Genomic DNA, 19,520 nt, shown 5'->3' with positions numbered 1-19,520 from the left:
CAGCGGGGTCGGATGGGGACCACGGCCGCCAACCCGCGCGTTCGGGCGCACGGGAGTCATAGCGCCCCGTAAGGGGCGCGGGGAACTGCGCGACCAGCCACGACGAAGCCGCAGACGAACGACGGCCCATCGGTTCGGCCTCCCAGCGAAGCGTTACCCCTTGGTCCCACCGGCGGTGAGGCCGGTCACCAGGTTCTTCTGCACGAGGTAGAAGAACACAGCCACCGGTATCGCGATCAGCACCGCCGTCGCGGTCATCAGGTTGCGCTGCGCGTCATGCTCACTGATGAAGCTCTGCAGCCCCACGGCGAACGTGTACTTGTCGTCGCTCAGCATGAACGTGGAGGCGAACGCGACCTCGCCGAAGGCGGTGAGGAAGTTGTAGAACGCGGCGACCGCGAGGCCGGGCTTGGCGAGCGGCAGGATCAGCCGGGCGAACGTGCCGAAGGGCGAGAGCCCGTCGACGCGGCCGGCCTCGTCGATCTCGAAGGGAATCGTGTCGAAGTAGCCCTTGAGCAGCCAGCCCGTGTACGGCACCACCGTCGTGCAGTAGACGAGGATCAGGCCGAGGTAGCTGTCGATGAGGCCGAGCCGCGACAGGATCTGGTACATCGGCACGATCAGCACGGCGATCGGGAACATCTGGGTGAGCAGCAGCAGCCACATGAACTTCCGGTAGCCGGGGAAGCGCATCCGGGAGACCGCGTAGCCGGTGGTGGAGGCGAGGATCAGACCGATGATCGTGGTGCCGCCGACGACGATCATCGTCGTCTCGAACCAGTTCCAGAAGCCGGTGTGCTGGAGGACGAAGGAGTAGTTGTCCAGCGTCATCTTGTGCCAGATGCCGCTCGGGTGCAGGTAGTCGTCCTTGTCCGGGCCGAGGGACAGGAAGATCAGCCAGCCGACCGGGAAGAAGGCGATCAGGCTCGCGATGCCGAGGACACCGTGGATGACGGCGCTGCCGAGCGGGCCGCGCTCGCCCCGGCCGCGGACTCGGGGGGTGGTCGTCACGGGGGCCTCCTCGGCGACCTGGGCGGAGGTCTGGACAGTGGTCGTGCTCATGGGAACTCCTGCCTCAGATCGCGAGCTGCTGGTCGTTGCGGTTGAGCCAGCGGCGGTAGAAGGAGGTGAAGACGATCAGGATGGCCAGCAGCAGCATGCCGTAGGCGGCGGACTGGGCGAAGTCACGCGGCTGCTGTCCGAAGCCGAGGTAGTAGGCCCAGGTGACCAGGATCTGCGCGTCGGGAGCGGTATCGCCGAAGAGCAGGAAGATGACGGCGAACTGGTTGAACGTCCAGATGATGCCGAGGAGTACGACGGTGGAGCTGACGGACCTCAGCCCCGGCACGGTGACGTACCGGAAGCGCTGCCAGGCGCTCGCGCCGTCCACCTCGGCGGCCTCGTACAGCGTGCCGTCGATGGCCTGGAGGCCGCCGAGCAGCGAGAGCATCATGAACGGCACACCGCACCAGGTGTTGACGAGGATCGCGGCGGCCCGCTGCCAGAACGTGTCCTCCAGCCACTGCGGTTGGGGCAGATGGAGGAAGTGCAGGGTCGCGTTGATGATGCCGCCGTCGGCGAGCATGAACCGCCAGCCGAAGACGGTGACGAAGGTCGGGACCGCCCAGGGCAGCACCAGGACCATGCGGTAGAAGGTGCGGCCGCGGAACTTCTCGTTGAGCAGCAGGGCGAGGCCGAGACCGATGGTGTAGTGCAGGGTGACGCAGAGCGCGGTCCAGACGATCGTCCAGAGGAAGTGGGACCAGAAGCGGTCGTAGGACGTCGGGCCGAACAGGATGTCCTTGTAGTTGTCCAGGCCGATGAACTTGTAGGTGGCGTCGATGTGGTTGACGCCGATGGTGCGGGCGGTGTTGAGGCTGTTGGCGTTCGTCAGCGTCAGGTAGAAGCCGTACACCAACGGGTAGATGACCAGCGCCCCGAGGACGACGGCCACGGGGGCGATCATCGCGTAGGCGTACCAGTACTTCTGGTAGCCGTTCTTCAGCCGCCGGCCAAGCCCGGGGCGGGGCGCGCGGTCACCGTGGCGCTGGCCGGTCGCGCGGTCGATGGCGACTGTCATGGGTTCGACACCTTCTGGTTCTTCCGGCCGGTTCTTCCGGGGCCGGGCTGGGCGGCTGGCACAGGCCGGTGGCCGCCGGAGCGCTCCCCCCTGAACAGAGGGCGCTCCGGCGGCCGCCGAGGGCTTACTTGCTGAAGTCGGGGACGAGCTTCTCGATCCCGAGTTCGGCGGTGCTCAGGCCCTTGTCCAGGGACTCCTTGCCACCGGCGATCTTGGTCAGCTCGGTGCCGACCGGACCCCACAGGGAGGAGTACTCGGCGAGCGCCGGGCGCGGCTGGGCGGAGGAGAGGACGGCCTGGTAGCCGGCGATGCCCGGGTCGGCCTTGACCTCGGCGGTGTAGGCGTCGGAGCGGGTCGGCAGGGTCGAGTTCTTCAGGGCGATCTCCGTCTGGGACTTCGCGGAGGTCATGAAGGCGACGAACTTCTCGGCCGCGGCCTGGTGGGCCTTGTCGATGCCGGCGTAGATGGAGAGGTTGTGGCCGCCGGTCGGGGCGCCCGCCTTGCCGGCGGAGCCGGCCGGGACGACGGCGATGCCGAGGTTGGACTTGTCGCCGAACGCGGAGCCCTTGTAGAAGTTGGTGATCTCCCAGGGGCCCTCGATGGTCATGGCGACCTTGCCGTTGACGAAGGCGTCCTGGCGGTGGGCGTAGGCGTCGGCGGTGACGTCCGCCTTGTGCAGGCCCTTGCCGGAGTAGAGGTCCAGCCAGGTCCGGTAGCCCTTCTTGGCCGCCGCCGAGGTGATGGTGATCTTCTTGGCGGAGGCGTCGACCATGTCGGTGCCCTCGCCGTAGAGGAACGGCTGGGTGTAGTACGCGGCCTCGGGACCCCAGTAGCCGGTGGTCTTGGTCTTGTCCTGGATCTTGGCGGCGTCGGCCTTCACCTCGTCCCAGGTGGTGGGCGCCGCGGTGATGCCGGCCTTCTTCAGCAGGGCCTTGTTGTATACGAGGGCGAGGGTGTCGGTGACCAGCGGGACGCCGTAGGTCTTGCCCTCGTACTGGGCCTGGGTGATCAGGCTGGACTGGAACTTGTCCTTGTCGGCGAGGGCGGCGGTGCCGTCCAGCGGCACGAAGTAGCCGGCCTTGGCGAAGGCGGGGGTCCAGCCGACCTCGGAGCGCAGTACGTCGGGGGCGCCCTTGCCGGACTGGGCGGCCGTGTCGAACTTGTTCTGCGCCTGGTCGAACTGGACGTCGACGTAGTTGACCTTGATGTCCTTGTTCGCGGCCTCGAACTCCTTGACCAAGGCCTGGTACGTCGGTGCCTCATTGGTGGCGTTGGAGGTGTCCCACCAGGTGATGGTGACCGGGCCGTCCGACTTGCTGTCGCTGCCGCTCCCGCCGCACGCCGTCGCCGTGAGGGCGAGGGACGCCACCAGCGCGGAGGCCGCTATGCCACGCCGCATGAGTTCTCCTTGAGGGTGAAAGCCCGTTGTGCTGCCGACGCGCCGTTGCCGTGGCCGGGCGTCAGGGAACGTAACAGCGATGTAAGCCTTGCGAAAGACCTTGCAGAAAAAAAGTGCAAGAGGCTGCGGACGTTATGCCGTCGTGACCGTCCGTCGATCGCCGCGAGACCCTTGTTGCACTGGGCTGAGCGGGGCATGTCCCGGTTGTGCAAGACTCTGCAAGCTCTTGCCATCCGTCTCCGGCACGGGAATCATCCCCTTGCGGGACCAGGAGCGCCGACCAGAACAGAGGGACCGCGATGACGATACGGCCGGTACAGTCCGGTGCCGTGACCACACGGCTTGCCGACATCGCAGCGCAGGCGGGGGTGAGCGAGGCGACGGTGAGCCGGGTCCTGAACGGGAAGCCGGGCGTCGCGGCCACCACCCGCCAGTCCGTGCTCGCGGCCCTGGACGTCCTCGGCTACGAGCGTCCGGTACGGCTGCGGCAGCGCAGCGAGGGCCTGGTGGGGCTGATCACCCCCGAGCTGGAGAACCCGATATTCCCGGCCCTGGCACAGGTCATCGGGCAGGCGCTGACCCGGCAGGGCTACACCCCCGTGCTCGCCACCCAGACCCCCGGCGGGTCCACCGAGGACGAGCTGACCGAGATGCTGGTGGACCGGGGGGTCGCCGGGATCATCTACGTCTCCGGGCTGCACGCGGACACCACCGCCGACATGCAGCGCTACGAGCGGCTGCGGGCGCAGGGCGTGCCGTACGTCCTCGTGGACGGTTTCTCGCCGAAGGTGCAGGCGCCGTTCATCTCCCCCGACGACCGGGCCGCGATGACGCTGGCCGTCACCCACCTCGTCTCCCTGGGCCACACCCGGATCGGGCTGGCCCTCGGCCCCAAGCGCTTCGTCCCCGTGCAGCGCAAGATCGAGGGGTTCGTGCGGGCGATGCAGGACCAGTTGGGCCTCACTGCGGACGCGGTCGAGACGCAGCTCGTGCAGCACTCCCTGTACACCCTGGAGGGCGGCCAGGCGGCCACCACGTCGCTCATGGACCGCGACTGCACGGCGATCGTGTGCGCCAGCGACATGATGGCCCTCGGTGCGATACGGGCCGTACGGCAGCGCGGCCTCGACGTCCCCCGGGACGTCTCGGTGGTCGGCTTCGACGACTCCCCCCTCATCGCCTTCACCGACCCGCCCCTCACCACCATCCGCAAGCCGGTCCCGGCGATGGGCCAGGCCGCGGTGCGCACCCTGCTGGAGGAGATCGGCGGTACGCCGGCCCCGCACAGCGAGTTCGTTTTCATGCCGGAGTTGGTGGTACGCGGATCCACGGCGGCAGTACCCGGGAAGTAGTCGCCGCGTCGTACAACATGCACCGTGAACCCAACCTTGGGATGATCTGTCGAAGACGTCTTTTCTGGCAGACTCTGTGCCTATGAGTGACTCGACCGTGACAGAGCCGGAAGGTCGCGCACAACAGACCCTTCCGCGGACCGTCACGGGCGAGCAAGGACAGGGTTTCCTCGGCCGGCTGCGCACGCCGCGACGGCCCCGGCTCTGGTTCGAGATCCTGCTCATCGCGGTGAGTTACTGGACGTACTCGCTCGTCCGCAACGCGGTCCCGGAGCAGAAGGCGCAGGCGCTGCGCAACGCGGACTGGATCTGGAGGACCGAGCACCAGCTGGGGATCGCCGTCGAGGAGTCGGTCAACCACGCCGTGAACTCGGTGACTTGGCTGATCATCGGGATGAACTACTACTACGCGACGCTGCACTTCGTGGTGACGCTGGGTGTACTGGTGTGGCTCTACCGCAGCCATCCCGGCCGCTACGCGGCGGCCCGCCTCGCCCTCTTCGCCACGACCGGCGTCGCCCTCCTCGGCTACTACCTGTTCCCGCTCGCCCCGCCCCGCCTGATGAACGGCGGCGGCTTCGTGGACACCGTGACCGTCCACCACACCTGGGGCTCGATGGCCTCCGGCGACCTCAAGCACATGTCCAACCAGTACGCCGCGATGCCGTCCATGCACATCGGCTGGTCCCTGTGGTGCGGCCTGACGGTCTTCGCCCTGGCATCGGTCCCGTGGGCCCGGCTCCTCGGCCTCCTCTACCCCACGGCGACCCTCCTCGTCATCGTCGCCACGGCCAACCACTTCTGGCTGGACGCGGTGGGCGGCGCCCTCTGCCTGACCTTCGGCATCACCGTGGCCCGCCTGTGGTACGGAGCCCTGCCGTACGCCCTGCCGAGAACCGCGCCCCGATAGGGGCGCGGGGCTGTGTCGGTATGCGGCTCCGCCGCGTGGGCGCGACCAGCCACGACGTCGCGGCAGACGAACGACGACGGCACTCCCCGCTAGCGGCTGGCGCACCCCGTACCGCCGCCCCGCCACCAGCAGCGCGATCACGCGCCTGTCGGTGGCCGGCGTCGCGGTGACGGGCGTGGGCCGGGACTGCTGAACGGTCATCGGGACCCCCTCGGCAGCGGGAGTTCGGGCGTCGGGTCGCCCAGGGCGTGGAACAGCGAGGTCGCCAGGACCAGCCCTCGCGGGCGATCGGGGCGAGCAGGTGCTCGTCGGGGGCGTGCTGGCGGCACCCCGGGTAGGAGTGCGGCAGCCACAGCGCGGGCAGGCCGAGGACGTCCGTGAAGACGGCGTGCGGGAGGGAGCCACCGATGTTGGGCAGGACCGCCACGGGCCGCCCGGCCGCCCGCTCCAGGACGGCCTTCGCCCAGACCGCCCAGGGGTCGTCCGGCGGGGTCCGGCCGGCCGCGAACGTCTGCGAGACGTTCACGTCGATCATGGGGTAGCCCTCCCGGGCGAGGTGCTCCGCGACGACCTCGCCGACGCGGCTCACGTCGGTGTCCACGACGTACCGGAGCTGGAGCACCGCACGGGCCCGGCCGGGGATCGCGTTGACCGGGCGGTCCACATCGCCCGCGCCCAGCGACAGCACCTCCAGGGTGTTCCACGCGTAGAGGCGTTCGGCGGCGGAGAGCGAGGGTTCGTCCCAGCCCTTGTCGGGGGTGGAGTGCGCCGCGGTCATCTCGGTGCCAGCCTGCGCGAACTCTTCGACATCGGCGTCCGGCTGGAGGGCCTCAGCGTGCGCCCGGCCCTGGTCTGCGACACGATCGCCACCCAGTACGAGTTCGTACGCGCCGGAGGCGGCATCGCCCTGGTGGGCGACCTCGGCGACCTGGACGAGGGCGCCGCGGCGGACGGTGTCGTGTACGTCCGCGTCGACCACCCGGTGTTCCGGCAGCGCGAGGCGCAGGTCCAGACCATGCCGGGCCGCCGGCTCCCCTGGGCCGGCCAACCAGTTCACCGAACTGCTGGTGTCACGGCTGTCCGGCGGCAGGCCGGGGCCTCGGGACGCGGGGACCTAAGCAGCAGCGCCCCAAAGGGGCGCGGGGCCGTATCCGATATGCGGCTACCGCCGCGCGGGCGCGACCAGCCACGACGGCGCCGCAGTCGACTGACGGCATATCGCGGCACTTCCAGATATCGCGGCACTTTCAGCGGAGCTGGGACGCTGGGGCTAGGCCCCGTAGAAGAGCTCCTCCACCACGGCCCGGGCCCTCCGCGCCGTACGCCGGTACGCGTCGAGCATGTCCCCGGCGTGTCCGTCCCCGTACCCGAGGTACCGTCCCACCGCCGCCAGCTCCCGGCTCACGGTGGGAAACGTGTCGCCGGCCCGTCCCCGTACCAGCATCACGGCGTTCCGCACCCGGGTGGCCAGCACCCAGGCCTCGTCCAGTATCGCCGCCTCCTCGGTCCCCAGCAGATCGGCCGCCTGTGCCGCGGCCAGCGCCTCCCGGGTCCGGGTGGTGCGCAGTCCCGGCTCGGCCCAGCCGTGCCGCAGCTGCAGCAGCTGCACGGTCCACTCGACGTCGGACAGCCCGCCCGGCCCCAGCTTCGTGTGCAGCTTCGGGTCGGCGCCGCGCGGCAGCCGCTCGGACTCCATCCGGGCCTTCAGCCGCCGGATCTCGCGCACCGCGTCCTCGCCGAGCCCCTCCGCCGGATACCGCAGCGGGTCGACCAGCTCGATGAACCGGCGCCCCAGCTCCTCGTCCCCGGCGACCGGTTCGGCCCGCAGCAGGGCCTGCGACTCCCAGACCAGCGACCACCGGCGGTAGTACGCCTCGTAGGACTTGAGCGTGCGCACCAGCGGCCCGGACTTGCCCTCGGGGCGCAGGTCGGCGTCGATCAGCAACGGCGGGTCGGCGCTCGGGATCTGGAGCAGCCGGCGCATCTCGGCGACCACCTTGTTGGCCGCGTCGGCGGCCTCCCGTTCGGGCACGCCCTCCCGCGGCTCGTGCACGAACAGGACGTCGGCGTCGGAGCCGTAGCCCAGTTCGTGGCCCCCGAAGCGGCCCATGCCGATCATGGTGAACCGGGTGGGCAGGGTCTCGCCCCAGCCGTCCCGGACCACCGCGCGCAGGGTCCCCGCCAGCGTCGCCGCCGTCAGGTCGGAGACGGCGGCGCCGACCCGGTCGACCAGGGCGCCCTGGTCGGCCTCGGCGGGCTTGGTCTCGGTGCCGTAGGAGTCCACGATGTCGGCGGCGGCCGTCCGGAACAGCTCGCGGCGGCGCACGCCGCGGGCCGCCCGTACCCCGTCCTCGGCGTTGTCGGCGCGGCCGGCGGCGGCGAGGATCTCCTGCTCCAGCTGGGCGCGGCCACGCGGCTCCAGGCCGCCCCCGTCGCCGTCGCCCAGCAGGGCCACCGCCTCCGGGGCGCGCATCAGCAGGTCGGGGGCGAGACGGCCGGCGGACAGCACGCGTGCGAGGTTCTCGGCGGCGGCGCCCTCGTCCCTGAGCAGCCGTAGATACCAAGGGGTCTTGCCCAGTGCGTCGGAGACCTTGCGGAAGTTCAGCAGGCCCGCGTCCGGGTCGGCGGAGTCGGCGAACCAGCCCAGCAGGACGGGCAGCAGGGTGCGCTGGATGGCGGCCTTGCGGGTGACGCCGGAGGCGAGGGCCTCCAGGTGGCGCAGGGCGGCGGCGGGGTCGGCGTAGCCGAGCGCCTCAAGGCGTTCCCGGGCGGCTTCCGCACTCAACCGGGCTTCGCCGGGGGCGAGTTGGGCGACGGCATCGAGCAGCGGGCGGTAGAAGAGCTTCTCGTGCAGGCGCCGTACGACACCGGTGTGCTGCTTCCACTCGCGGATCAGCTCGGTCACCGGTTCGGTGCGCAGGCCGAGCGAGCGGCCGAGGCGGCGCAGGTCGGCCTCGTCCTCGGGGACCAGGTGGGTGCGGCGCAGCCGGTAGAGCTGGATGCGGTGCTCCATGGAGCGCAGGAACCGGTAGGCGTCGTCGAGCTGGACGGCGTCGGCGCGGCCCACGTAGCCGCCGACGGCGAGGGCCTGGAGGGCGTCGAGGGTGGTGCCGGAGCGCAGCGAGGCGTCGGCGCGGCCGTGCACCAATTGGAGGAGCTGGACGGCGAATTCGACGTCGCGCAGACCGCCGGGGCCGAGCTTCAGCTCGCGGTCGAGCTCGGCGACGGGGATATTCTCCACCACGCGGCGGCGCATCTTCTGCACGTCGGTGACGAAGTTCTCGCGTTCGGCGGCCTTCCAGACCAGGGGTTCGAGGGCGGCGACGTACTCCTGCCCCAGGTCGAGGTCGCCGGCGACCGGGCGGGCCTTGAGCAGGGCCTGGAACTCCCAGGTCTTGGCCCAGCGCTGGTAGTAGGCGAGGTGGCTGCTGAGGGTGCGGACGAGGGGGCCGTTGCGGCCCTCGGGGCGGAGGTTGGCGTCGACGGGCCAGATCGACCCCTCCACCGTGGTCTCGGAGCAGATCCGCATCATGTGCGAGGCGAGCTTGGTGGCGGACCGCAGCGCCTTGGCCTCGTCGGCTCCTTCGGCGGCCTCGCCGACGAAGATCACGTCGACGTCGGAGACGTAGTTCAGCTCGTGGCCGCCGCACTTGCCCATGGCGATCACCGCGAGCCGGCAGCGGGCCGCGTCCTCGGGCGCGGCGGTCTCGGCGAGGGCGAGGGCGGCGCGCAGGGTGGCGGTGGCCAGGTCGGCGAGTTCGGCGGCGGTCTGGGCGACGTCGGTCGTCCCGCACACGTCCCGGGCCGCGATGGACAGCAGGCAGCGCCGGTAGGCGACGCGCAGCGAGACCGGGTCGTCGGCCTCGGCGAGCCCGCGTTCGAACTCCGTGACGCCGGGGTGCAGGTCGCGGGGCTCGTAGGTGACCAGGGCCTCCCAGTCGCGCGGGTGCCGGGCGAGGTGGTCGGCGAGGGCGGCGGAGGCGCCGAGGACGCCCAGCAGGCGGTCCCGCAGCGGCTTGGCCGCTATCAGGGTGTCGAGCAGTTCACGGCGGGCGGTGGGGCCGGGCTGGGCCTCCAGGAGCCGTACCAGGCCATGCAGGGCGAGGTCGGGGTCGGCGGTGGCGCCCAGGGCTTCGAGGAGTACCGGATCGTCGCGTACGGCGGCCAGCTCGGCGCTGTCGAGCAGCCGCTCGGCGGCCGAGGCATCGGTGAAGCCGTGCCGCAGCAGTCGCGTGAAGGTACTGCTCCTGCGCCCCGGCGTCATCCGCGGCCTCCCTCCGGATCAAGGTCGTCCCCGCCCGAGCCTAACCGGAGTCCCCGTCACGAGCGCCGATGAGTTCCGGGCGGGATCACGGTCTGCACCGGTGAGGAACTCGAGGAGGCATCATGCGCGAGCCCGAGGGCGTGCTGGACGCCCGCTACAGCAGCGAGGGCACCACCGCCCACGACTGGTCCGAGGCGGAGAAGGTCCTGACGGAGTCCGAGCTGTTCTGGATCTCGACGGTACGCCCGGACGGGCGCCCCCACGTCACCCCGCTGCTGGCGGTGTGGCACGACGGCGCCCTGCACTTCGGCACCGGTCCCGGCGAGCGGAAGGCCGCGAACCTCGCCGGGAACCCGCACGTCGTGCTGACGACCGGCACCAACAGCTGGACCGAGGGGTACGACGTGACGGTCGAGGGCGAGGCGGTGCGGGTCACCGACGACGGCCGGCTGCGCGGGCTGGCGGCGGCCTGGGAGGCGAAGTACGGCCCGTTCTGGCACTACGAGGTGGCGGACGGGTACTTCCACCACGGGCCGGGACGGGCCCTGGTCTTCGCGGTGCGGCCGCGCAGGGTCCTCGGCTTCGGCAAGGGGGAGCCGTTCAGCCAGACGAAGTGGGAGCACCGGGTCCAGTAGTTCATCCGGTCTTCATCTGTCTGGCCGGAAGCCGGGGGAGCGAGGATTATTGGCGTGTGCATGCTCAGTCCGCACCGCCACCCGACCCCCTCCCTTCCCCAGCACCGGAGGTTGATGTGTCCGGCAGTTCCGCACGTTCGACGACACTGCGCCGTGCCCGTACGGCGGTGGCCTCCGCCACGGCCCTCACCGCGGCCGCGGTCGGCCTGTGGACCGGGCTCGGCGGCACGTCCGCGCAGGCCGCGAGCGCCGTACCGACCCCGGACCACGTGATCGTCGTGGTCCTCGAGAACCACGCCTACAGCCAGGTCATCGGCTCCTCCAGCGCCCCCTACATCAACTCGCTGGCGTCCGGCGGCGCCAACCTGACCCAGATGTACGCCGAGACCCACCCCAGCCAGCCGAACTACTTCGCCCTGTTCTCCGGCTCCACCCAGGGCATCACGAGCGACAGCTGCTACACGCCCGGCTTCTCCTCGGCGGCGAACCTGGCCTCCGAGCAGCTCGCGGCCGGCCGCACCTGGGCCAGCTACAACGAGACCCTGCCCAGCCAGGGCTCGACCACGTGCAGCAGCGGCAACTACGCGCGCAAGCACAACCCCTGGTTCGGCTTCAGCAACGTCCCGACGTCGACCGCGAAGACGTTCGCCCAGTTCCCGACCGACTACACCACCCTCCCCCAGCTGTCCTTCGTGACCCCCAACCTGTGCAGCGACATGCACGACTGCTCGGTGTCCACCGGTGACACCTGGCTGAAGAACAACCTGGGCGCGTACGCCACCTGGGCGAAGACCCACAACAGCCTCCTCGTCGTCACCATGGACGAGGACAACCTGCTCTCCGGCAACCGCATCCCGACCGTCCTGTACGGCCAGCCGGTCGCCGCGGGCTCGACCTCGTCCACCACGTACGACCACTACGACCTGCTGCGCACCCTGGAGGACGGCCAGGGCCTGAGCGCGCACGCGGGCAACGCGGCGTCCGCGTCCGACATCACCGGGATCTGGGCGTCCTGACGTGTACGTAGCGGACAGCCGCGCGAGCACCGCGACGACGGCGTCCGTGGCAGGTACCGCCCGGCCCGCGACGGCCGGGCGGTACCGCACCACGATCGCGCCCACCGTCCTCGCCCTCGGCACGGTCAGCCTGGTCACCGACGTGTCCTCCGAGATGGTCACGGCGGTCCTCCCGCTGTACCTGGTGGCGGGCCTGGGCCTGTCCCCGCTGGGCTTCGGCCTCCTGGACGGCGTCTACAACGGCTTCTCGGCGGTCGTACGCCTGGTCGGCGGCCACCTGGCCGACCGCGGCGGCGGCCGCCACAAGTGGGTGGCCGGCGCGGGCTACGCCCTCTCGGCGATCTGCAAACCCCTGCTGCTGGTGGCGCATTCGCTGACGCCCATCGGCCTGATCCTGGCGGCGGACCGCACCGGCAAGGGCCTGCGCACGGCGCCGCGCGACGCCCTGATCTCGCTCTCCAGCACCCCGGAGACCCGGGGCCGCGCCTTCGGCGTCCACCGCGCCATGGACACGGCGGGCGCCCTGCTCGGCCCCCTGGCCGCGTTCCTCATCCTCCGGGCGACGGTGGACGGCTACGACGCGGTGTTCACGGTGAGCTTCTGCGTGGCGGTGCTCGGCGTACTGGTCCTGGTCCTGTTCGTACCCGGCGGCGCACGTGCCGAGACGGCCGCTCCCGCCGCGAGCCCCGCACCGCACCGCGCCGCGCGCCCCGCGCCGCACCCCGCCGCGAGCCCCGCACCGCGCCCCACCCTGCGCGCGGCTCTCGGCCTCCTGACCGACCGCGACCTGCGCCGCATCACCGTCTGCGCCCTGCTCCTGGGCCTGGCGACGGTGAGCGACTCCTTCGTCTACCTGCTGCTGCAACGCCGGCTCGGCGTCCCGGACCGCTGGTTCGCCCTCCTCCCCCTCGGCACGGCGGCCGCGTTCCTCCTCCTCGCCGTCCCCCTGGGCCGCCTGGCCGACCGCTGGGGCCGCTGGCACGTCTTCCTGACCGGTCACGCGGCCCTGCTGCTCGGCTACGCGCTGCTGCTGACGTCCTGGCACGGCACCGCCCTCCCCTACGCGGTGCTGGCCCTGCACGGCACCTTCTACGCGGCGACCGACGGCGTCCTGATGGCGGCCGCGTCCGACAGCGTCCCCGAGGCGCTGCGCTCGTCGGGCCTGGCGCTGGTCCAGACGGGTCAGGCGGCGGCGCGTTTCGCCTGCTCACTGGGGTTCGGGGCGGCGTGGACGCTGTGGGGCGACCGTACGGCGCTGAGCGTGTCGGCGGTGGCCCTGGCGGTGTGCGCGGCGTACGCCCTCACCCTGCGCCCCCTCCGGAAGGCCGCCGCATGACCGTCCGTTCCCGCCTCCTGATCCTCCTCTCGGCGCTCGCTGTCCTGACGGCGATAGCCCTGGCCTCCGTGCTGCACGCCTCCGCCCGGGCGGAGCGCCGTGACCACACCCGGGCGGGCGGCCCGAAGGTCACCGCGGGAACGGTGACCCTGACGGCCCCCGGCCGCATGGTCTTCCGCAACATGGCCTGGGGCCCGCACCGCGACGAGCTGACCACGGTCCCCGCCTCCGCCCCGTCCGCCCCCCGCACCGCCTCCGGGGTGAAATGCCTCCGCTTCTACGCGGCCGCGGGCACCGGCGTCTGCCTCCAGGCCGTCCACGGCCCGGTCTCGGACACCTACCGCGCCCTGATCCTGGACGCGCACCTGCACGCCACCGCCCACTACGACGTCCCCGGCATCCCGTCCCGCGCCCGGGTCTCCCCCACCGGCCACTACGCGGCATGGACGGCGTTCGTGGGCGGCGACTCGTACGCCGGCACGAACTTCTCGACCCGCACGGCGATAGCCGACACCCGCACCGGCACCCTGATCCCGTCCCTGGAGACGTTCCGGATCATCAAGGACGGCCGCCCCTACCGATCCCCCGACGTCAACTTCTGGGGCGTGACCTTCGCGCCGGACGACCGCACCTTCTACGCCACCCTGGCGACGAAGGGCACGACGTACCTGGTCCGCGGCGACCTCTCCACCCGCACGGTCACCACCCTCCACACCAACGTCGAATGCCCGTCCCTCTCCCCCGACGGCACCCGCATCGCGTACAAGAAACGCGTGCAGGGCCTGCCGAAGGACGCGCCGTGGCATCTCTACGTCCTCGACCTGCGGACGATGCGCGAAACCCCGCTCGCGGAGACCCGCAGCGTCGACGACCAGGCGGTCTGGAAGGACACCCGCACGATCGTCTACGCCCTGCCGGGCGACTACGGCGCCGACCTGTACACGGTCCCGGCGGACGGCACGGGGAAACCGCGGCGCATCAGCGTCTCGGCGGTCTCCCCGGCCTATGTCCGCTGACCCGGGTCTCAGACCGTGTTCAGCGCCTTGACCATCTCGCGTCCGGCGGGCACACCGAAGCCGGTGTTCGCGTCGTAGCCGGGCCGGACCTTGTAGCCCCGGCCCGGGAGGGGGAACGAGGCGTTGTCGTGGCCGGCGGCGATGTCCCGGCAGACGTGTACGCCGAGCGGCTTGCTGTTGGTACCGGTGCCGTACAGCAGCGGGGTGAGGAACCGGTGCTGCTTGGCGTGCGGCAGCAGCTCGTAGACACGGGCGATGAGGGCGGCCCACAGCGGCGCCGAGGCGCTGGTCCCGCCGTTGGGGGCGGGGTGCCCCACGAAGATCAGGTCGTAGAAGGGCGGCCCCGCCAGCGCCGAGACGTCCGGGACCACCCGGCCGTCGATGGCACCCGGGTTGAGAGAGGTGACCTGGACGGTCTGCCAGTCCGGCCGGTCCCATAGGACGCTGACGCCGCCGCCGGTCGCTCCGCCGCCGCCGTTGCGGTCGCCGGGCGCGACCCACCAGGGCTTCTCCACGTCACCGCGGACGATCTCGGTGCCGCCCACGCTGAGCACATGCGGACTGGACGCCGGGAAGTCCACATGGCACCGGTCGTCGCCCATCTGGTCGCCCGAGCCGTCGTCGCCCGAGGAGACGCAGATGGTGATGCCCTTGTCCGCCGCCGCGGCGAGGCGCTTGTTGATCTCGTGGATGCCCAGCAGCGACCAGTCGGGGTGGTCCTCGGCCAGGCCGTAGCTGATCGAGACCGCGTCGGGATCGGCGAGGATGACCTGGTCGAGGAGGTCGATCCAGCCCTTCTGGTCCCAGTCGGCGAAGAGGACCGAGACGTCCGCCTCGGGGGCCAGGCCGACGATGATCTGCACGTCCATCATGACCTCGCCGGCCACCTCGAACGCGAAGTCCCGCTCCTGCTTGGGGAGCTGCCTGAGCTCTTCCAGGGTGCGCGGCGGCGTGTAGCCGACAGGCACGATGCTCACCGCGGGCGGAGTCAGCCCGTGGTTCCGGCAGAAGATGTCGGTGTCCTCGTCGAAGTAGCATCCGTTGAACTCAAGGACGATGATCTTCTGGTTCCGGCCGGTGGATTCGGGGAACTGGTACTGCTCCTCCAGGTCCTGCGGCGTGAACGAGCCGTGGTCGCCGTGTCCGGGAAACACCCTGCGCCGGGCCACTCGCCGCTTGTCCAGCCCGAACACACCGGCGACGACGCCGTCGAGGTCGGCGGGGATCCCGAGCTCGCCCTCCCGTCCCCGGAACACGCCCTGCCGCTCGCCGTGGTAGAGCTTCAGCTCGGTCTGGAAGGCGCGGTTGAGGTCCTTCGCCTTCCCCGTCATCTCGATGCTGCCGACCTCGAGGCGCTCGTCCGTCACCCTGAGGCCGTACCGGCCGAGGGATTCCTTCACCTTCTCCGCGTCCGCGCGGCGCTGCTCCGGGTTGTCGTTCTTTCCCGCGTCACGCAGGGAAACGGTGACCGCGATCTCCTCGTTCGGGTCGACCGGCTCCGCGATGGCCACGGACTTCGCGGGGTGCGGCCGCTCGCTTCCGGCGAGGCGTACGTGCTGTTCGGGCATGGGGGACCACCTTCTGCTGGGGAACAACAGCCAGGTGAATAAATGTGCGAATGTTCGCACTTTCACACGATTTACCCGACAGAATCATCAGAACGGCGGCACCTCAGTGCCGCGCCTCTCGCCCCTTCGAAAAGCACTGAAGCACAGGATGCCGATGTCACCGCCGTCTGACCTCAGAGGCCACTTGGACAGGAAAAACGCAACTTCGACATGGCCCGCAGAGGCAGCTACCTTCACCTGGCCTTCGGGCTGAGCCACCCGCCACAGGCAACACCGACCAGGGAGAGACGCGTGCCCCGTCTTGCGCTGTACACATTCGGCGTCCTGAAGTCACCTCTCGCCGAGGCCGCACCTCTCACGCACGAGTTCTACGACATGGGTGAGGCCGTCTACCGGAAGATCAGCCGGCACCCCGGGTACCTCGCTCACGCTGAAGCGGCAGACGGCATCCGGGGCATGCTCTTCGACGCGGACTGGGGTCCGTGGGGCGAGTTCGCCGTACCGACCTGGTACGACAAGGGCCGTACGGTGGACACCACCGCCCTGGCCGCGACCCTCTCACTCTGGACCGGCCTGCGCCCCGCCTTCGACGCCGTCTACACCGGTCCGCACCGTGAGGCGCTGAACAGGCGCAGCGACTGGTTCGAGAGGACAGGACACCCGGCTCACGTGTTCTGGTGGGTCTCCGACGACGCGATACCCACCTGGCAGGACGGGGTCTCCAGGCTGGAGCACCTCCACGCCCACGGCCCCGCGCCGCACGCCTTCACCTTCCACCGCTCGTTCGCCCCGGACGGAACTCACCTCGATTGAACGACGGCGAGCAGACCGCTCACTGAACGCAGGGCCGACGGTCCACGACCCTCGGCCCTGCATCGTTGCGCCGGCTCAGACCTCTCCGGCCTGCGCCTACAGCACCGGCAGGTTCTTCCGCAGCTCGAAGGCCGTGACCTCGCTGCGGTACTCCTCCCACTCCTGGCGCTTGTTGCGCAGGAAGAAGTCGAAGACGTGTTCGCCCAGGGTGTCGGCGACCAGGTCGCTGTTCTCCATCAGGGTGAGGGCCTCGCCGAGGTTCTGCGGGAGGGGTTCGATGCCCATGGCGCGGCGCTCGGCGTTGGAGAGGGCCCAGACGTCGTCCTCGGCGCCCGGCGGGAGCTCGTAGCCCTCCTCGATGCCCTTGAGGCCGGCGGCGAGAAGGACGGCGTAGGCCAGGTACGGGTTGGCGCCGGAGTCGATGGAGCGGACCTCGACGCGCGCCGAGCCGGTCTTGCCGGGCTTGTACATCGGGACGCGGACCAGGGCGCTGCGGTTGTTGTGGCCCCAGCAGATGTAGGACGGGGCCTCGCCGCCGGCGCCCGCCGTGCGCTCGGAGCCGCCCCAGATGCGCTTGTAGGAGTTCACCCACTGGTTGGTGACCGCCGCGATCTCCGCCGCGTGCTTGAGCAGGCCCGCGATGAAGGAGCGGCCGACCTTGGAGAGCTGGAACTCCGCGCCCGACTCGTAGAACGCGTTGCGGTCGCCCTCGAAGAGGGAGAGGTGGGTGTGCATACCGGAGCCGGGGTGCTCGGAGAACGGCTTCGGCATGAAGGTCGCCTGCACCCCCTGCTCCAGCGCCACCTGCTTCATGACCAGCCGGAACGTCATGATGTTGTCGGCCGTGGAGAGCGCGTCGGCGTAGCGCAGGTCGATCTCCTGCTGGCCGGGGGCGCCCTCGTGGTGGGAGAACTCGACCGAGATGCCCATCGACTCCAGCATGGTGATCGCCTGGCGGCGGAAGTCCATGCCGACGTTGGTGGGCGTGTGGTCGAAGTAGCCCGAGTTGTCGGCCGGGGTGGGGCGGGAGCCGTCCAGCGGGCGGTCCTTCAGCAGGAAGAACTCGATCTCCGGGTGGGTGTAGAAGGTGAAGCCGAGGTCGGAGGTGCGGGCCAGGGCACGCTTCAGGACGTACCGCGGGTCCGCGAAGGACGGGGAGCCGTCCGGCATGAGGATGTCGCAGAACATGCGGGCCGTGCCGGGGGTCTCCGCGCGCCACGGGAGGACCTGGAAGGTGGACGGGTCCGGCTTGGCGATCATGTCGGACTCGTAGACCCGGGCGAAGCCCTCGATGGCGGAGCCGTCGAAGCCGATGCCCTCGTCGAAGGCCTGTTCAAGCTCGGCCGGGGCCACGGCGACGGACTTGAGGAAGCCCAGCACGTCCGTGAACCACAGGCGTACGAACCGGATGTCGCGCTCCTCCAAGGTCCGGAGCACGAACTCCTGCTGCTTGTCCATCTTCCGCTTCCCCATCCTTGCTGGTCAGGCCGCCTGACTCCCTGTCCCGCGGGAGGCGGTCGGGCACCTGAGCATCACACCACAACAGCATTTCATGCGCGTTGCGCACCTTGATCGCCCGAGCGACCTCGGCCTGAACGGCTCTCGTACGGCAGATGTCCTGCCCTGCCGCCCATCTTGCCTGCTCGCACCGACATCCGTAATGGCCGGTTCGGTTTCCCCGGCGTCGGTCAGGTACCGGACCCACGGTGACGGACACCACGCAGCCTAAATTTGAATCCCAGATGCAAGTTTTAATAGCGTGCGGGACAACGAGCCGTTCGGCCGAGCCGAGCCACTAGGAGCCCCGATGCTGTCCGAGACCTCCGCCGCCACCGTCCGCGCCACCCTGCCCGCCGTCGGCGCGGCACTCGGCGAGATCACCGAGCGTTTCTACGCCCGTCTCTTCGCCGCCCACCCCGAGCTGCTGCGCGACCTCTTCAACCGCGGCAACCAGGCCGCCGGCATCCAGCGCCAGGCCCTGGCCGGGGCCGTCGCCGCGTTCGCCACGCACCTGCTGGACCACCCGGACCAGCGACCCGACGCGATGCTCGGGCGCGTCGCCCACAAGCACGCCTCCCTCGGGGTCGCCCCCGAGCAGTACGCCGTCGTCCACGAGCACCTCTTCGCCGCGATCGCCGAGGTGCTCGGCGAGGCCGTCACCCCGGACGTCGCGGCGGCCTGGGACGAGGTCTACTGGCTGATGGCGAACGCGCTCGTCGCGATCGAGAAGCGGCTCTACGAGGAGAGCGGCGGCGTCCAGGGGCTGCGGCCGTGGGAGGTCGTCGGGCGGGTCGCGGAGACCGCCGACGTCGTGACCTTCCGGGTGCGGCCCGCGGCCGGCGGGACGGCGGTGCGCGGCTTCCGGGCCGGGCAGTACGTCTCGGTGGGCGTCACCCTCCCCGACGGCGCCCGCCAGATACGCCAGTACAGCCTCTCCGGCGCGCCGGGCGAGTCGGTCCGCCAGTTCAGCGTCAAGCGCGACGGCGAGGTCTCCCGCCACCTGCACGCGCGCGTGCGCGAGGGCGACCTGCTCGAACTGTCGGAGCCGTACGGGGACCTCGTGCTCGACGGAGACGGCGCCGACGGCCGGCCCCTGCTGCTCGCCTCCGCGGGCATCGGGGTGACCCCCATGGTGGCGATGCTGGCCGTGCTCGCGGCCGACGGCCACCGCGCCCCGGTGACCGTCGTACACGGCGACCGCTCCCCCGCCGACCACGCCCTGCGCGCCGACCACACGGCCTACGCGGCCAAGCTCCCGGACGCCTCCGTCCACCTCTTCTACGAGCGGGACGGGCAACCGGGCACCCGCAACGGCCTGGTCGACCTCACCGACGTCCCGGTACACCCCGGCACGCGCGCGTACCTGTGCGGCCCCCTCCCCTTCATGCGCGCGGTCCGCACCCAGCTGCTCGCCAAGGGCGTCTCGCCGGCCGACGTCCACTACGAGGTCTTCGGACCGGACCTGTGGCTGGCGGCGGCTGCGGCCGGGGCCTGATCCCCGCGGTGGGCCGGCGGCATGCGGCACGTGTGAGCGAGCGGCGTCCCGAGAGGGAAGCCGAGGGAAGCCGGGCGGGAACCGAGAGGGGCCGGCCACTCCCGTAGGAAGGAGACCGGCCCCTGCGTCGGGCGGA

Annotated in this window: 15 protein-coding genes; 8 read left to right on the top strand and 7 right to left on the bottom strand. The window is 70.8% G+C overall.

Annotation, left to right across the window (positions count from 1 at the left end; genetic code table 11):
* Positions 1-153 precede the first annotated feature (153 nt).
* From ACWGKQ_RS08920 to ACWGKQ_RS08910, 3 genes are all read right to left on the bottom strand, one after another.
* Positions 154-1,062: a sugar ABC transporter permease gene (locus tag ACWGKQ_RS08920; protein ID WP_453291189.1), complete on the bottom strand. Its 909-nt coding sequence runs from the start codon at positions 1,060-1,062 to the stop codon at positions 154-156.
* Between the two features lie 13 nt (positions 1,063-1,075).
* On the bottom strand, positions 1,076-2,080 hold the full coding sequence (locus tag ACWGKQ_RS08915) for a carbohydrate ABC transporter permease (RefSeq protein ID WP_453291188.1): 1,005 nt from the start codon (positions 2,078-2,080) through the stop codon (positions 1,076-1,078).
* Between the two features lie 124 nt (positions 2,081-2,204).
* On the bottom strand, positions 2,205-3,479 hold the full coding sequence (locus ACWGKQ_RS08910; protein ID WP_453291187.1) for an extracellular solute-binding protein: 1,275 nt from the start codon (positions 3,477-3,479) through the stop codon (positions 2,205-2,207).
* A gap of 329 nt (positions 3,480-3,808) precedes the next feature.
* Between ACWGKQ_RS08910 and ACWGKQ_RS08905 the strand changes: the two genes are divergently transcribed.
* Together ACWGKQ_RS08905 and ACWGKQ_RS08900 are read left to right on the top strand one after the other, a co-directional pair.
* Positions 3,809-4,831: a LacI family DNA-binding transcriptional regulator gene (locus tag ACWGKQ_RS08905; RefSeq protein ID WP_453291186.1), complete on the top strand. Its 1,023-nt coding sequence runs from the start codon at positions 3,809-3,811 to the stop codon at positions 4,829-4,831.
* A gap of 82 nt (positions 4,832-4,913) precedes the next feature.
* Positions 4,914-5,741: a phosphatase PAP2 family protein gene (locus tag ACWGKQ_RS08900; RefSeq protein WP_453291185.1), complete on the top strand. Its 828-nt coding sequence runs from the start codon at positions 4,914-4,916 to the stop codon at positions 5,739-5,741.
* On the opposite strand, the gene ACWGKQ_RS08895 is transcribed toward ACWGKQ_RS08900, so the two are convergent.
* Entirely contained in the window at positions 5,677-6,798 is a 1,122-nt protein-coding gene (locus ACWGKQ_RS08895) for a hypothetical protein (protein WP_453291184.1), read from the bottom strand. The genes ACWGKQ_RS08900 and ACWGKQ_RS08895 overlap by 65 nt on opposite strands.
* A 213-nt stretch (positions 6,799-7,011) precedes the next feature.
* Positions 7,012-10,005: a bifunctional [glutamine synthetase] adenylyltransferase/[glutamine synthetase]-adenylyl-L-tyrosine phosphorylase gene (locus ACWGKQ_RS08890; RefSeq protein ID WP_453291183.1), complete on the bottom strand. Its 2,994-nt coding sequence runs from the start codon at positions 10,003-10,005 to the stop codon at positions 7,012-7,014.
* A 122-nt stretch (positions 10,006-10,127) separates the two neighbouring features.
* Between ACWGKQ_RS08890 and ACWGKQ_RS08885 the strand changes: the two genes are divergently transcribed.
* The 4 genes from ACWGKQ_RS08885 (at position 10,128) to ACWGKQ_RS08870 (ending at position 14,008) form a co-directional block, all read left to right on the top strand.
* Positions 10,128-10,640, top strand: a complete 513-nt coding sequence (locus tag ACWGKQ_RS08885) for a pyridoxamine 5'-phosphate oxidase family protein (protein WP_453291182.1) — start codon at positions 10,128-10,130, stop codon at positions 10,638-10,640.
* A gap of 116 nt (positions 10,641-10,756) precedes the next feature.
* A complete protein-coding gene (locus tag ACWGKQ_RS08880) occupies positions 10,757-11,656 on the top strand; it encodes an alkaline phosphatase family protein (protein ID WP_453291181.1) in 900 nt (299 codons plus the stop codon).
* Between the two features lies 1 nt (position 11,657).
* Positions 11,658-12,992, top strand: coding sequence for an MFS transporter (locus ACWGKQ_RS08875; protein ID WP_453291180.1), 1,335 nt, complete (start codon positions 11,658-11,660; stop codon positions 12,990-12,992).
* Positions 12,989-14,008, top strand: a complete 1,020-nt coding sequence (locus ACWGKQ_RS08870; protein WP_453291179.1) for a TolB family protein — start codon at positions 12,989-12,991, stop codon at positions 14,006-14,008. Before ACWGKQ_RS08875 ends, ACWGKQ_RS08870 begins: the two co-directional genes overlap by 4 nt.
* Before the next feature lie 8 nt (positions 14,009-14,016).
* Here the strand turns inward: ACWGKQ_RS08870 and ACWGKQ_RS08865 are convergent, their stop codons facing one another.
* The gene (locus tag ACWGKQ_RS08865) at positions 14,017-15,576 is read right to left on the bottom strand and encodes a S53 family peptidase (protein WP_453291178.1); all 1,560 of its coding nucleotides are present in this window, start codon (positions 15,574-15,576) and stop codon (positions 14,017-14,019) included.
* Between the two features lie 291 nt (positions 15,577-15,867).
* Here ACWGKQ_RS08865 and ACWGKQ_RS08860 point away from each other — a divergent pair, with 291 nt between their 5' ends.
* Positions 15,868-16,389 (top strand): DUF3291 domain-containing protein, encoded by a 522-nt coding sequence (locus ACWGKQ_RS08860; RefSeq protein ID WP_453291177.1) that lies wholly within the window; start codon positions 15,868-15,870, stop codon positions 16,387-16,389.
* A gap of 96 nt (positions 16,390-16,485) precedes the next feature.
* Here ACWGKQ_RS08860 and glnA read toward each other — a convergent pair whose 3' ends face one another.
* Positions 16,486-17,847 (bottom strand): type I glutamate--ammonia ligase, encoded by a 1,362-nt coding sequence (gene glnA / locus ACWGKQ_RS08855; RefSeq protein ID WP_089101251.1) that lies wholly within the window; start codon positions 17,845-17,847, stop codon positions 16,486-16,488.
* A gap of 349 nt (positions 17,848-18,196) precedes the next feature.
* On the opposite strand from glnA, the gene ACWGKQ_RS08850 reads away from it, so the two are divergent.
* Complete coding sequence (locus ACWGKQ_RS08850) at positions 18,197-19,384, top strand: globin domain-containing protein (RefSeq protein WP_453291176.1); 1,188 nt, start codon at positions 18,197-18,199, stop codon at positions 19,382-19,384.
* The last annotated feature ends 136 nt before the right edge of the window (positions 19,385-19,520 follow it).

The organism is Streptomyces sp. NPDC054770, assembly GCF_053611985.1.
Note: the sequence above shows the minus strand (reverse complement) of the source record. Positions and strands in the feature narration are given on the sequence as shown.

What these genes read in the sequence shown, in the direction of transcription:
- ACWGKQ_RS08920 (WP_453291189.1), bottom strand. Translation starts at nt 1,062, where the DNA reads ATGAGCACGACCACTGTCCAGACCTCCGCCCAGGTCGCCGAGGAGGCC.
- ACWGKQ_RS08915 (WP_453291188.1), bottom strand. Translation starts at nt 2,080, where the DNA reads ATGACAGTCGCCATCGACCGCGCGACCGGCCAGCGCCACGGTGACCGC.
- ACWGKQ_RS08910 (WP_453291187.1), bottom strand. Translation starts at nt 3,479, where the DNA reads ATGCGGCGTGGCATAGCGGCCTCCGCGCTGGTGGCGTCCCTCGCCCTC.
- ACWGKQ_RS08900 (WP_453291185.1), top strand. Translation starts at nt 4,914, where the DNA reads ATGAGTGACTCGACCGTGACAGAGCCGGAAGGTCGCGCACAACAGACC.
- ACWGKQ_RS08890 (WP_453291183.1), bottom strand. Translation starts at nt 10,005, where the DNA reads ATGACGCCGGGGCGCAGGAGCAGTACCTTCACGCGACTGCTGCGGCAC.
- ACWGKQ_RS08885 (WP_453291182.1), top strand. Translation starts at nt 10,128, where the DNA reads ATGCGCGAGCCCGAGGGCGTGCTGGACGCCCGCTACAGCAGCGAGGGC.
- ACWGKQ_RS08870 (WP_453291179.1), top strand. Translation starts at nt 12,989, where the DNA reads ATGACCGTCCGTTCCCGCCTCCTGATCCTCCTCTCGGCGCTCGCTGTC.
- ACWGKQ_RS08865 (WP_453291178.1), bottom strand. Translation starts at nt 15,576, where the DNA reads ATGCCCGAACAGCACGTACGCCTCGCCGGAAGCGAGCGGCCGCACCCC.
- glnA (WP_089101251.1), bottom strand. Translation starts at nt 17,847, where the DNA reads ATGGACAAGCAGCAGGAGTTCGTGCTCCGGACCTTGGAGGAGCGCGAC.
- ACWGKQ_RS08850 (WP_453291176.1), top strand. Translation starts at nt 18,197, where the DNA reads ATGCTGTCCGAGACCTCCGCCGCCACCGTCCGCGCCACCCTGCCCGCC.